Genomic DNA, 13,291 nt, shown 5'->3' with positions numbered 1-13,291 from the left:
CAGTAACTTCTCCATTGTGGGAGTCAACGTTTTGTTAATCAGTAAAAGGATTACTGTAATTGATTTCTAAAATAATAAATGGTGTTGACAATTTATAGAAATAGGAATACAATATAAATATATTAGGCCCACCCCGGGGGTGGAGGGGGGAGAGATAAATGAATAGTGAACAGAAAAAAGCATTATTATCATTAAAAACATCAAAAGGTCAAATAGAAGCAACAATTAAAATGGTTGAAGAGGATAGATATTGTGTTGATGTATCAAATCAAATTATGGCAGCACAATCACTATTAAGAAAAGCCAACTTGTTGATTCTAAAACAACACATGAATCATTGTGTCACAGAAGCGTTTCACCAAGATAGTGGTAGTGAAAAAATAGATGAAATTATAGGAATTTTATCAAAGATAATTGGTAAATAGAACTATATAAACTTAAAAGGAGTGGAAATGGATGGAAACTAAGTTATTAAAAATAGAAGGAATGACTTGCGCATCTTGTGCAATAACCGTAGAAAAAGCTACTAAAAAGTTACAAGGGGTTACTGAATCGAGTGTTAATATTGCTACTGAAAAGTTAAATATTAGCTTTGATGAGACAATAGTATCTGTAGAAGATATCCAAGCTGCTGTTGAAAAAGCAGGATACAAAGCACTTTCTGATACAGTCAGTAAAACTATGAAAATAGAAGGAATGACCTGCTCTTCATGTGCACAAACTATTGAAAAAGCAACTAAAAAGCTTGATGGTGTTACCGGGGCAAATGTAAATTTTGCAACTGAGAAATTAACAATAAGCTATGAACCGTCAAAAGTTAAAATTTCAGACATAAGGAAGGTAATAGAAAAAGCAGGGTATAAGGCTATAGAAGAAGATACATCAATTGATGAAGATAAGATAAGAAAAGAAAAAGAAATGAAACTTTTATGGAAGAAGTTCGTAATATCTGCAATATTCACAATACCATTATTATATATTACAATGGGTCATATGTTAGGGGTTCCACTACCAATAGCTGTAGACCCGATGATAAATCCTAGAAACTTTGGTTTAATACAATTAATTTTAGTTTTACCTGTGATGATAGCTGGAAATAAGTTTTTTTCAGTAGGATTTAAGTCATTATTTAGAAGAACTCCCAATATGGATTCTCTAATAGCAATAGGAACTTCCGCAGCTTTTTTATATGGGATATTTGCTATAACACAAATATTCCAAGGGAATACTGACTATACTAATGATTTATACTTTGAGGCGGCTGGTGTAATCATAACATTAATACTTCTTGGCAAGTATCTAGAATCAGTTACAAAGGGTAAAACATCAGAGGCAATAAAGAAGCTTATGGGTCTCTCACCTAAAACGGCTATTGTTATAAAAGATGGTAAAGAAGTAGAAATTAGTATTGAAGAAGTAGAGGTAGGAGATATAATTGTTGTTAAGCCGGGTGAAAAGATGCCTGTCGACGGTGTAGTTGTAGAAGGTATTACTTCTGTAGATGAATCAATGCTTACTGGTGAAAGCATACCGGTAGAAAAAAATATTGGAGGCAGTATTATTGGTGCTAGTATTAATAAAAATGGATCCATAAAATATAAAGCGACTAGAGTTGGAAAAGATACAGCATTAGCTCAAATTATTAAGCTTGTAGAAGATGCACAAGGATCTAAAGCACCAATTGCTAAGCTTGCAGATACAATTTCAGGGTACTTTGTTCCAGTGGTAATCGTACTTGCGATTGCTTCAGCTTTAGCTTGGTACTTCATAGGTGGACAGACTACAGTGTTTGCTTTAACAATATTTATTTCTGTTCTTGTAATAGCGTGTCCATGTGCTCTTGGATTAGCAACTCCAACAGCTATAATGGTTGGTACAGGTAAGGGGGCAGAAAATGGTGTGCTTATAAAAAGCGGAGCTGCATTAGAAACTGCTCATAAGATACAAACTATTATTTTTGATAAAACGGGTACTCTAACTGAAGGTAAGCCTATCGTAACAGATATAGTTGTTGTAAATGGGGTAAAACAAGATGAATTACTTCAATTAACAGCATCAGCGGAAAAAGGGTCGGAGCATCCACTTGGTGAAGCAATAGTAAAAAGTGCAGAAGAAAAAGGAATAACATTGAAAAAGGTAGATTTCTTCAATGCTATACCAGGACACGGAATTGAAGTTACTATAGATGGGAAAAACATTTTGGCTGGGAATAGAAAACTTATGGTGGAAAGAAAAATAACACTAGATTCCTTAGAGGAAACCTCTAATAAATTGGCCGAAGAAGGAAAAACACCAATGTACGTAGCTATAGACAATAAAATGGCAGGAATCATTGCAGTAGCAGACACAGTGAAAGAAAATAGTAAAAGAGCCATAGAGAAATTACATGAGATGGGTATTGAAGTCGCAATGATTACTGGAGATAATAAAAGAACTGCTAAAGCAATTGCAAAGCAGGTAGGAATTGATATTGTATTAGCTGAAGTTCTTCCTGAAGACAAGGCTAACGAAGTTAAGAAGCTTCAAGCAGAAGGTAAGAAGGTAGCTATGGTTGGGGATGGAATTAATGATGCACCAGCATTAGCACAAGCAGACATTGGTATTGCCATAGGCTCAGGAACAGATGTTGCTATGGAATCCGCAGATATAGTTCTTATGAGAAGTGATTTAATGGATGTACCAACGGCTATACAGTTAAGTAAAAGTACTATTAGAAATATCAAGGAAAACTTATTCTGGGCATTTGCTTATAATACCCTTGGAATACCAGTGGCAATGGGGGTACTATATATCTTTAATGGACCACTTTTAAGTCCTATATTTGCAGCCGCAGCTATGAGTATTAGCTCGGTCTCAGTATTATTGAATGCTTTGAGATTAAAAGGGTTTAAACCTATTAGATAGTAGAGTACAAATGTAATAAATAATCTGATAATAATATTCAGGTTAATTTATATAAATAATAAAATTTGAAGGGAGAAAATAAAATGAAAAAGAAAATATTAATTGAAGGTATGAGTTGTGGGCATTGCGTTAAACATGTATCTGAAGCATTAAGTGAATTAAATGGAGTTTCAAATGTAGATGTAAATTTAGAAGCAAAAACAGCACTATTTGATGCTACTTCAGATGTTCAAGACAAAGATATTAAGTTTGCAATTGACGAAGTAGGATATGAAGTTGTAGGAATTCAAGAGGCTTAATTAAATACCAGAAACTATAAATAAATAATGTCCAGCATTGAAAAATACTGGACATTATAGCATTGTAACAGTTAATAGTAAATGTTAATGATACTATAAGACTTAGTGAGGTAATAGAATGATAAATAAAAACATTTTAAAGGACAGATATTTCTGGATAATCACGTTATTGATTTTAATAATTACTGGTCTTCATTACTCAAATCTAATGTCAGAATGGGAAATTCACATTTTTTACAGGAAATTATATTATATACCAATTATATTATCATCATTTAGGTATAGATTAAAGGGAGGACTTATTTCTTCGATACTTATTTCAATACTATATGCACCTCATTTATTAATGTTCGGTGGTGTGGTAAGTATAACTATGATAAACCAATATCTAGAGATTACATTATACTTAGCTATAGGGTTTATCACTGGAAAGCTTGTAGAACTTGATTATAGAAAGCAGAAGTTATTTGAAAATAAAGTTATTGAGATTACAAAACTTCAAAATTACACTAAGAATATTGTGGATAGTATAAATAATGGTGTTATATCTACTGATACAAATTTTTTCATTACTTCTATAAATAGAAAAGGTGAAGATATATTAGGTATAGATGAAAAAGATGAAATTAATATCACCAATATACTAAATGATAAAAATGTTCTTGATATATTAAATCAAGCCAAAGAACAAAAGCTTCAATTTACAAACATTAAAACTAATATTAATGTAGATGGTGAAGATAAGTTTCTTTCTATAACAGTGTTACCATTATTTAACATATTAAATAAGGTTCAAGGACTTGTCATAATAATTCAGGATAAATCTAGGGAAAAAAATCTTGAAGCTCAGACTGTAAGAGCAGATAGGTTAGTTGCTGTAGGGGAGCTTGCATCTGGTATTGCCCATGAAATAAGAAATCCAATGGGAATAATAAAAACAATAAGCCAAACGCTCTTGGAAGAAAGTGATGAAAAAGATCTAACTGAAGGGCTTGAAATAATAGTAAAGGAAGTAGATAGAGCCAATAAAGTTATAAACGGTATACTAAACTTTGCAAAACCACCAGATAATGAAATGAAGGAAATATCATTAACTGAATTGTTTAAGGAAGTAGTTCTTATAACTGATAAGTATTTGAGTACAAATAATGCCAATATGGAACTATCTATAGGACAAGATGTTAATATTGAGGCCGACAAAGAAAAATTGAAACAGGTTTTTATAAATCTTATTTTCAATGGAGTTCAAGCAATGGACAAAGGCGGGAAGATCTTTGTAACAACTGAATTAAGAGAAAAAGGTGTAAATATTAGCTTTAAAGATACAGGAAGGGGGATTAAAAAAGAGAATCTTAAGAAGGTTTTTAATCCCTTCTTTACAACAAAAGAAAAAGGCGTTGGTTTAGGACTTAGTGTCTCTGATAGAATTATACAAGACCATAATGGCTATTTAGCCGTAGATAGTATAGAAGGAGAAGGAACCCAAATAGATATTTACTTACCAATGCAACAGAAAGCAGGTGTTAAAAATAAAAAGCAAAATATTAATAGCTGATGATGAAGTTAATATGATATGGGCATTAAAAAAGGCACTAACAAAAGAAGGGTACGAAATAATAAGTGCTGAAGATGGATTAGGAGCATTAGATAGCTTTAAAAAACATGAACCTGATTTAGTAATCTTGGATCTGAAAATGCCAAAAATGGATGGCATGGAAGTCTTAGAAAATATTAAAAATATAAATCCCAAGATTCCAGTAATAATGATAACTGCCCATGGATCAACTAAGCTAGCTGTTGAAGCTATGAAATTAGGAGCCCTAGATTATATCTCTAAACCATTTGATATTGAGGAACTTAGAGTAGTAATTAGAAGAGCTTTAGAATACAAGCATTTAAATGATGAAGTAAATTATTTAAGGGGTAAATTGAAGGAAGATAACCCAAAAATAATATATCAAAGTAAAATCATGGAGGATTTGTTAAATTTGGTTTATAAAGTAGCACCTACTGATGCAACTGTTTTAGTACTAGCTGAAAGTGGTACAGGAAAGGAACTTATAGCAAATGCGCTTCATGAATATAGCAATAGAAGTAAAGGCCCCTTGATAAAGATAAATTGTGGAGCCCTTCCGGAGAATCTTCTGGAAAGTGAATTATTTGGATACGAAAAAGGTGCATTTACTGGAGCTGTCTCTAGAAAGAAAGGGAAATTTGAATTAGCCCAAGGGGGCACAATATTTCTCGACGAGATAGGTGAAATAAGTGAATCAATGCAGATAAAACTATTAAGGGTATTACAAGAAAAAGAATTTGAGAGAGTTGGTGGTGAAGAAACTATAAAGGGTGACTTTAGAGTTATTGCTGCCACCAATAAAGATTTAAAAATGATGGTAGATAGGAATGATTTTAGAGAGGATCTATATTATAGATTGAATGTAATACCAATTAGTATTCCAGCACTTCGTCATAGAAGGCAAGATATACCATTATTAATAGATTATTTTATAGGAAAATATTCAGGCCAAATGGGAAAACCAAAGATGAAGATAAGTAAGGTTGCTTTGGAAAAGATGATGAACTATGAATGGAAAGGAAACATAAGGGAGTTGCAAAACATTATTGAGAGGTGTGTAATATTATCCTGGGGACAGGAAATAACTGAGGATATCTTACCTGAGGATATTAAAGGAACATTGAATACTTTTGATTCAAACTATATACTACCAGACGAAGGAATATTGCTTGAAGATGTAGAACGAAATCTAATAATTCAAGCTCTTGAGAGAACAGAATTTAATCAAACAAAGGCAGCCAAGTTATTGGGAATAACGAGACATACTTTAATATATAGGTTGGAAAAGTATAATATTGATATCAAATAATGATAAATGAAAAGCTTAGCATATGTCTTTATATCAATGTATTAATGCTAAATTTAATAAGTTAATGTAGGAAAACAAACCATTTATATAAAAAGAGTGTAGCATATGCTACACTCTCTTTATATTTTACGTGCATTTAACCAAGATATATATTGGCATGTTAATTGCATTATATAATGGCAATAACAAATAACTATATATAAGGAGGATATAAATGAAAAATATTATTAAAAAATGGTTAGAAAAACTTGGGGAAGCAAATAAGGAGAGCTTTGGTACAGGGCGATTAGATTGCTGCCAATTAGGAAGAGAAAGTGACAAGGTTAAGGTAAATAATAAAAAGTCAATTAAATAGGTGTATGATATTTAAATTTTATAGGATGTGGAGGATTTGAGTCTAATACAATATTCAATATTTGCAGTTATAATATATTTGATAATTAAGCAAGATGACCAATCATATATAGCTAATGTGAAAGAAAAATGTAGAAATTGTGGAATGAAAATAGATACCAATTCTTTAAACTGTCCTTATTGCCAAGAAGAAATTAAGAAAAGATGTGACAGATGTGGAAGTTTAATAGATATTGATTGGAGATATTGCCCTTTTTGTGAAGATAATGAACAAACTGCAGAAATATTTAAAATTACGGGAGGTAAGAAGTGAAAAAATCAATTGTTATGATAGTTTTAGTATCAATATTAGCTTTTTCAAGTATATGGATTGTATTTGGTAAAAATGGAATTCCTATAGATGATAACACTGATATAAAAATAGAAGAGAATGAGGAAATCGAATTAAAGGAAGTCAAAAATGGAGAAGAAAGTGAAAGCATAGAACCAGATGAATTTCAATCAGGTGAGGAGAATGAAAACATAGAATTAGAGGAATCGAAATTTGATGAAGAAAGTTTAATGAGACTTGATAGTCAGAATGGTATAGACATGGCAGTGATTTTCAACAATCCATTAGAAGAGGATAAAGATTATCTTGTTTTTAAGGTAATGATAAATAATCATAGGATTGATTTGGAAAATATAAAATATGCCGAACTAGCGAAGTTAAGGATTAGTGATGGTACTATAATTACCGAAGGGTTCCAATGGGAATTAGAGGGTGGAAGCGGACATCATGTTTCAGGATATTTAAAACTTCCAAAATCTATTGGTGCAAATAATGTAATAAGTGCAAATACTGATAGCATTCAACTTGATATTGTGGGCATAAAAAGTGTCGGTAGTCTGACATTCAAATGGGATAAAGAAGTAATTGACCAATATAATAATGGAGGCACGGGGGATGAAAAATAAAGTTAGGGTAGTTATAATATTGCTAGCTACTGTAGCTATTGTTTTTGCATATAAACAGACAAAAAGTAAAGGTGGGTATTTAGCATATGTACCAAATGCAGGAGATGGGACTATCTCTATAATTGATGTTTCTGCAAATAAATTGATAGATGAGATTAAGGTAGGAGATTCTGTATCTCATGGTATAGCAGTATCTTATGATGGAGATAAGATATATACAGGCAACCTAGAGGACGGCAAAGTATTCGTAATAGATGTGAAGAGTAAAGAAATATTGAAAATGATAGATACGGGAAGAAATCTTCACGGGATAGATATTACCCCAGATGGAAAATATTTATTAACTACTAGTGGAGACCTACAAGAAGGTGAAGAATTTAATTATATTAATGTCATAGATACACAAGAAGATGAGATTATTAAAACAATACGGTCCAATGGTAAAAGTCCTTCTCATATTGACTTTACTAAAGACAGTAAATTTGCATTTGTAAACAATGTAATGTCAGGAAATGTTAGCATGTTAGATATAGAGAATTTTGAATTAATATCTACATTTGATGTAGGGATAATGCCCAATGAATCAGAACTTTCACCCGATGACAAATATTTATATGTGGCTAATGTTCAAGATAGCACTGTTTCTATTGTAGATATAAAAAGGGGAAGAGAAGTAGATAAAATAAAAGCAGGAGAGGGGACACATGGGTTAGCAGTGTCAAGTGATGGCAGGTATTTATGGACTACCAATATGTTTTCAAAAGATGTAAGTGTTATAGACATAGAAAATAAAGAAGTGGTAAAAACAATAAAAACAAATGGACAGGCTAACCATATATCCATACTACCTAATAGTAATTTGGCCTATGTATCGAACCTTGAATCAGAAGATATTTCTGTTATAGATATGAAAAAGTATAAAATAGTTAATACAATAAAAATAGGCAAGGAGCCGCATGAGATAAAATTTGTAAAAAACAAATAAGATAATAAAATAAGATATTGGAGGTACAAATTATGAAAAATGATAAACATCAACATGGACATGGAAAACATATGATTTTAATGCTACTCGGTTGTTTAGTTCCTATATTGGTGATTGTAGGACTAAGATATTTTAATATTTCAAGTCCAGTTTTATCTAAAGCACCATTTTTTCTAATGATTCTTATATGTCCATTAATGCATCTATTTATGATGAAAGGTATGATGGGGCATGGTAAAGATAATTGTCATGGAGGATCGGATGAAGATAATAGTGAAATAGAAGGTTCTAATAAATAGAACAGGGGGAAACTATGATAAACACAAGAACAAAAGAAACACCTATACTTATAGGTATATTTATACTATCAGCATCCCTATTTCTATATGAAATATTAATTACAAGACTTTTATCTGCAATGTTATTAAAGCATCTCGTATTTTTTACAATATCTCTATCTATTTTAGGATTAGGTGTTGGTGGATTTATTGCATATAGGTATACAGAAAAGATTTTGTATGAAAAGCTTTCTATGTTATTGGGGCTATCCTATATCGGAACAGTTATGATGATTTACAGATTACCATATATAAAAGTGTATGCATTATATGCATTAATATCAAGTATACCTTTTATTATAGGTGGGATGATTCTGTCACTAGTCTTCTTAAATAACAAGGAGATAAGTAACAAGCTTTATTTTTCTGATTTATTAGGTTCTACATTGGGAAGCATTCTGATAATTCCATTAATGGATAATCTAGGATTCATGAAAACTTTATTTTTAATTACCTCATTGGCAGTAATATCAAACATAATCCTATTGTCTCGAACAAATCATAAAAAAAATAGGATAGTATCTGGATTGGTTTTAGTTGCATTAATGGTATTAATATTCCAAGGAGAAATTTTGGGTGAATTAGAATACAACTTTACTGCGTATTTTACTAGTCCAACCACAGTGATAGAACATCTTAAGATAATGGATAATCCAGATGTAAAAGTTTCCTATACAAAATGGGACTCTATTTCAAGAACCGATGTTGTAGATGAAAGTGAGGATCAAAAAATTATTATTACAGATGGTGGAGCAGGTGCACCGATGCTAAAGTTTGATGGAGATCTGGACAAGGTAGAGTATCTTGAAAATGAAATAGAATTTCTTCCCTTTTCAATCGGTGATAATGAAGATACTTTGTTGATTGGATCAGGAGGGGGAAAAGATATTTTACTTGCACTATTAGGTGGTAGCAAAGCGATAGATGCAGTGGAGATAAATCCAGGAACCATAGATGCTGCACTTGAATTTAAAGATTTTAACGGAGATATTTATAACCAAAGGGGAGTAAATACCTATATTGATGATGGAAGAAATTTCATAGAGAAAACAGAAAAAAAATATAACAATATATATTTATCTATGGTAATGACTAATTCAGTTAATAATGGTGGACTGAGTATGTCTGAAAACTATATTTATACAAAAGAAGCATATAGAACTTATTTTGAACATCTTAAAGACGATGGATATCTAAGTTTTATGTTTCATGATGTCCAAGATATGTATAAAGGAATTAATACAGGAATAGAGGTGTTACTAGATAGAGGTATTAAAAGAGAAGATATTCCAAATCATTTTGTAGTAGTGAATAATCTTACGTTAGATATGGCAGAAGAATATCAGAACTTTATAGATATGCCCGTAGTAGTATTTAAAAAACAACAATTTACATCTAAAGAAATAGAAAGTATCAGCAATAAAGCTATGGCTCAAAATAGAAGAATAGAGAATATCCCGGGAAAGGTGTACATAGATGTATACTATAAATATAGCACAGGGGAAATTGATCTATCAGATATTTATAAGGGAATGCCAATTAACACAATACCCGCTACAGATGATAAGCCTTTTTTCTTCGATTTTGGGAAAGGGATACCTTTAACTTTGTTGGGATTGTTTATGATAATACTTTCAGTTACATTGGTAATTTATAAAAAGGTTAAAGAAAGCGAAATTTATAAGTCTACTCTTTATTTTGGAACAATTGGCGTAGGTTTTATGATGATAGAAATACCACTTATACAAAAGAGTATGCTATTTTTAGGAAATCCAACTAAATCTTTTAGTTATGTATTATTCTCACTATTATTAAGTTGTGGGATAGGTAGCTATTATAGCAATAAGAAAATATTCAATATTAAAATAAAGCATAGACAGATTATATTTATGATAATTCCTGTCTTGACTATCTTATTGCAGATAGTAATACCAATTATGATAAGTAAATATAGAATAGTAGGAGATGGTTTCAAATTATTATTATTAGCTGGATTGTTGTTCCCACTGGGTTTCTTTTTAGGGATGGCCTTTCCAAAGGGGATTGCCAAACTAAATGCAAATAAACAAGAACGATATATACCGCTAATGTGGGGAATAAACGGAATACTGTCTGTCATGGGGTCAGTATTAGCATTAATAATATCTATGAAATTAGGCTTTACAGTTGCAAATTTAATTGGAGGATTATTGTATTTAAGTGTTTTTATTTTTGATTACTAATTGCATTTAAATATGATTTAACTTCTCTAAAGAAAGGATGATTATATGAAAACAATATTTAGCATAGGACACTATTCTATAAATGTATTTGGATTGTTTATAGCAATAGGAATATTAGTAGGATATCTTATTACATTAAAAGAGACCAAAAGAAAAGAATTCTCAACGGATACTATTACAGATTTAATATTATATGTAATAGTTTTTGGAATAATAGGGGCAAGGTTATATTATGTATTAGTATTTAATTTAGATTATTATTTAGATAATCTAGGTAAAATAGTTGCAGTTTGGGATGGTGGTTTATCAATACAAGGAGCTTTGATTGGAGGAGGAATTGCAACACTAATATATTCTAAAATAAAGAAGATAAATCTATGGAAAGCAGCTGATATTATGGCTCCAGGTATAATTCTGGGACAAGCTATAGGTAGAGTTGGTTGTGATGTTTTTGGAGTAGTAATGAAAAACAAATACTTTTGGGGGGTATTAATGGATGGCAGACTACTACATCCAGCTCAAATTTATGAATCGATACTAAATTATATTCTGTTTGGCATCCTGTGGGCAAGAAGAAAGTCAGTTAAATATGATGGGCAACTGTTCTTTACTTATTTAATAGGATTTTCAATAAATAGATTTATTGTAGAATTTTTCAGAGCCAACCCTATGTTTATAGATCCATTTACTGTTGCACACGCAACTAGTGCTGCGTTAATAGTTATATCGATAATTGGATTAATAATATTAAAAAAAGGGAACAAGACTAAGAATAAAATTAAAGGCAAAATGTTTAGTATCACTACTGGAGAAATTGTGTTAATTTTATCCATGATTATCGTATCATTACTTCTATATTATTTCTGGGTATGGAGGTAGGAAAATGTACAAAGCGAATACACTAAAGATAATTAATAATGAAATTGAAGTTAAGAGAGAAGAATTGAATGAATTGGTGTTAATAAAAAGTGACAAAGACTTAATTTTAAAATTGAGTGTGGAATTAGATGGTCTTTTAAATCTATATTATTTAGAAAACATACAACATCCATAAATAATGGAGATATTGTAGACGGAGGGTAGCATTGAAAATAATGACTGTAGGTGATAAATTTCTTATCGTAGTAATAATTATATTAAGCATTACTTCAATTTTTTATATTACGAGAACAACGACTGATTCATTGGGAAAAGATGTAATAGTTCGTTTTGATGGGATAGAAATAGCTAAAATACCATTAAAAACAGACAAACAATCTACAATATATGATTTCAAATTTGGAGAAAATATTGGTGAACTAGAAATATTTGGTGATCGTGTTAGGATGTTACCAATGGATATAAAAATTTGTCCTGAACGAATCTGTTCTGATACTGGTTGGATTGAAAATAGCTACCAAATGATAGTTTGTTTACCTAATAAAGTTATTGTTACAATCGAAACAAATGAGAAGCAAGATATAGACATTATAGTAAGGAACTAAATATAAATAATTGGAAGGAGTGTTTTTATGAGCTGTTGCGGTGGGAGTAATAATCAAAGTGATAAACAAATGAAAGAATGGGGAAATGAAGAAAATAAAAATCAAACTGGCTTAAAACTAAATCCAATGTTAATAATAGCAGTATTACTATTTCTTGGTTTAATTGTATATAAATTTGTAATTTAATATATCCGATACTAATAAATTAAGGGAGGTAGTATATGCATTTTTTAGATCAGTATGCTTATGGATTATGGGGATCAGTTGTATTTAACATTCTGATGTTTGGGGGATTTGTTTTTTTAGTATTTAAACCCCAAAGTAAAAAAGACTGGCGCACCTTAGGCGCCTTTACTTCGTTTTTAGTAGCATTGTTTGCAGAAATGTTTGGATTTCCCCTAACTATATATATTTTAACATCAATTCTAGGTAATAGATATCCTGTACTAGATCCATTTACACATATAAATGGGCATCTATGGGTAGCTATTGCCGGTGGATCTACAATGGTATATTCAATATTACATCCATTAAGTAATATTCTAATATTTGCAGGGATTGCAATTATTGGGAAGGGATGGAAGGGTATACATGGTGGTAATGGAGACCTAATAACTGATGGAATATATAAGTATGTAAGACATCCTCAATATAGTGGATTTATGATAATCATACTGGGATTTCTCATTCAATGGCCTACAATAATTACACTGATAATGGCACCAGTTTTAACAATAATGTATATAAAACTATCAAAAAATGAAGAAAGTGTAATGATAGAAGAGTTTGGGGGTAAATACTTAGAATATATGGATATAGTACCAAGATTTGTACCATCATTGAAAACTAAAATAAATTAAAGG

Annotated in this window: 16 protein-coding genes; all 16 read left to right on the top strand. The window is 31.0% G+C overall.

What is annotated here, in order from left to right:
- Window positions 1-158 precede the first annotated feature (158 nt).
- A complete protein-coding gene (locus tag TICRE_RS10500; protein ID WP_075727839.1) occupies window positions 159-425 on the top strand; it encodes a metal-sensing transcriptional repressor in 267 nt (88 codons plus the stop codon).
- 31 nt (window positions 426-456) lie between these two features.
- Complete coding sequence (locus TICRE_RS10495) at window positions 457-2,904, top strand: heavy metal translocating P-type ATPase (protein WP_075727837.1); 2,448 nt, start codon at window positions 457-459, stop codon at window positions 2,902-2,904.
- Between the two features lie 65 nt (window positions 2,905-2,969).
- Window positions 2,970-3,203 carry a heavy-metal-associated domain-containing protein gene (locus tag TICRE_RS10490; RefSeq protein ID WP_233120195.1) on the top strand — a complete coding sequence of 78 codons (234 nt, stop codon included), beginning with the start codon at window positions 2,970-2,972 and terminating at the stop codon, window positions 3,201-3,203.
- Between the two features lie 373 nt (window positions 3,204-3,576).
- On the top strand, window positions 3,577-4,758 hold the full coding sequence (locus tag TICRE_RS10485) for a two-component system sensor histidine kinase NtrB (protein ID WP_158016527.1): 1,182 nt from the start codon (window positions 3,577-3,579) through the stop codon (window positions 4,756-4,758).
- The gene (locus tag TICRE_RS10480) at window positions 4,724-6,088 is read left to right on the top strand and encodes a sigma-54-dependent transcriptional regulator (RefSeq protein ID WP_198927553.1); all 1,365 of its coding nucleotides are present in this window, start codon (window positions 4,724-4,726) and stop codon (window positions 6,086-6,088) included. The genes TICRE_RS10485 and TICRE_RS10480 overlap by 35 nt, the downstream gene beginning before the upstream one ends.
- A 214-nt stretch (window positions 6,089-6,302) precedes the next feature.
- Window positions 6,303-6,443 (top strand): LDCC motif putative metal-binding protein, encoded by a 141-nt coding sequence (locus TICRE_RS13520; RefSeq protein ID WP_198927552.1) that lies wholly within the window; start codon window positions 6,303-6,305, stop codon window positions 6,441-6,443.
- Between the two features lie 36 nt (window positions 6,444-6,479).
- A complete protein-coding gene (locus tag TICRE_RS10475) occupies window positions 6,480-6,755 on the top strand; it encodes a zinc ribbon domain-containing protein (protein ID WP_075727831.1) in 276 nt (91 codons plus the stop codon).
- The gene (locus tag TICRE_RS10470) at window positions 6,752-7,399 is read left to right on the top strand and encodes a hypothetical protein (protein ID WP_075727829.1); all 648 of its coding nucleotides are present in this window, start codon (window positions 6,752-6,754) and stop codon (window positions 7,397-7,399) included. Before TICRE_RS10475 ends, TICRE_RS10470 begins: the two co-directional genes overlap by 4 nt.
- The gene (locus TICRE_RS10465) at window positions 7,389-8,384 is read left to right on the top strand and encodes a cytochrome D1 domain-containing protein (RefSeq protein WP_075727827.1); all 996 of its coding nucleotides are present in this window, start codon (window positions 7,389-7,391) and stop codon (window positions 8,382-8,384) included. The genes TICRE_RS10470 and TICRE_RS10465 overlap by 11 nt, the downstream gene beginning before the upstream one ends.
- 32 nt (window positions 8,385-8,416) lie before the next feature.
- Entirely contained in the window at window positions 8,417-8,683 is a 267-nt protein-coding gene (locus TICRE_RS10460; RefSeq protein WP_075727825.1) for a DUF2933 domain-containing protein, read from the top strand.
- 14 nt (window positions 8,684-8,697) lie between these two features.
- Window positions 8,698-10,944, top strand: a complete 2,247-nt coding sequence (locus TICRE_RS10455) for a spermidine synthase family protein (RefSeq protein ID WP_075727823.1) — start codon at window positions 8,698-8,700, stop codon at window positions 10,942-10,944.
- Window positions 10,945-10,989: 45 nt separating this feature from the next.
- Window positions 10,990-11,823, top strand: a complete 834-nt coding sequence (lgt, locus tag TICRE_RS10450) for a prolipoprotein diacylglyceryl transferase (protein WP_075727821.1) — start codon at window positions 10,990-10,992, stop codon at window positions 11,821-11,823.
- Between the two features lie 4 nt (window positions 11,824-11,827).
- Entirely contained in the window at window positions 11,828-11,998 is a 171-nt protein-coding gene (locus TICRE_RS10445; protein ID WP_084191934.1) for an aspartyl-phosphate phosphatase Spo0E family protein, read from the top strand.
- Between the two features lie 40 nt (window positions 11,999-12,038).
- Entirely contained in the window at window positions 12,039-12,428 is a 390-nt protein-coding gene (locus TICRE_RS10440) for a NusG domain II-containing protein (protein ID WP_233120198.1), read from the top strand.
- Between the two features lie 27 nt (window positions 12,429-12,455).
- Entirely contained in the window at window positions 12,456-12,614 is a 159-nt protein-coding gene (locus tag TICRE_RS13310) for a hypothetical protein (RefSeq protein ID WP_158016525.1), read from the top strand.
- A 35-nt stretch (window positions 12,615-12,649) separates the two neighbouring features.
- Window positions 12,650-13,288: a methyltransferase family protein gene (locus TICRE_RS10435; protein ID WP_075727817.1), complete on the top strand. Its 639-nt coding sequence runs from the start codon at window positions 12,650-12,652 to the stop codon at window positions 13,286-13,288.
- Window positions 13,289-13,291 lie beyond the last annotated feature (3 nt).

It is taken from the genome of Tissierella creatinophila DSM 6911, from assembly GCF_001940565.1.
GTDB classification, from domain to species: Bacteria; Bacillota; Clostridia; order Tissierellales; family Tissierellaceae; genus Tissierella_A; species Tissierella_A creatinophila.
Note: the sequence above shows the minus strand (reverse complement) of the source record. Positions and strands in the feature narration are given on the sequence as shown.

Coding starts and splice junctions, on each gene's coding strand:
- TICRE_RS10500 (WP_075727839.1), top strand. CDS start 159: ATGAATAGTGAACAGAAAAAAGCATTATTATCATTAAAAACATCAAAA.
- TICRE_RS10495 (WP_075727837.1), top strand. CDS start 457: ATGGAAACTAAGTTATTAAAAATAGAAGGAATGACTTGCGCATCTTGT.
- TICRE_RS10485 (WP_158016527.1), top strand. CDS start 3,577: ATGATAAACCAATATCTAGAGATTACATTATACTTAGCTATAGGGTTT.
- TICRE_RS13520 (WP_198927552.1), top strand. CDS start 6,303: ATGAAAAATATTATTAAAAAATGGTTAGAAAAACTTGGGGAAGCAAAT.
- TICRE_RS10465 (WP_075727827.1), top strand. CDS start 7,389: ATGAAAAATAAAGTTAGGGTAGTTATAATATTGCTAGCTACTGTAGCT.
- TICRE_RS10460 (WP_075727825.1), top strand. CDS start 8,417: ATGAAAAATGATAAACATCAACATGGACATGGAAAACATATGATTTTA.
- TICRE_RS10455 (WP_075727823.1), top strand. CDS start 8,698: ATGATAAACACAAGAACAAAAGAAACACCTATACTTATAGGTATATTT.
- lgt (WP_075727821.1), top strand. CDS start 10,990: ATGAAAACAATATTTAGCATAGGACACTATTCTATAAATGTATTTGGA.
- TICRE_RS10445 (WP_084191934.1), top strand. CDS start 11,828: ATGTACAAAGCGAATACACTAAAGATAATTAATAATGAAATTGAAGTT.
- TICRE_RS10440 (WP_233120198.1), top strand. CDS start 12,039: ATGACTGTAGGTGATAAATTTCTTATCGTAGTAATAATTATATTAAGC.
- TICRE_RS13310 (WP_158016525.1), top strand. CDS start 12,456: ATGAGCTGTTGCGGTGGGAGTAATAATCAAAGTGATAAACAAATGAAA.
- TICRE_RS10435 (WP_075727817.1), top strand. CDS start 12,650: ATGCATTTTTTAGATCAGTATGCTTATGGATTATGGGGATCAGTTGTA.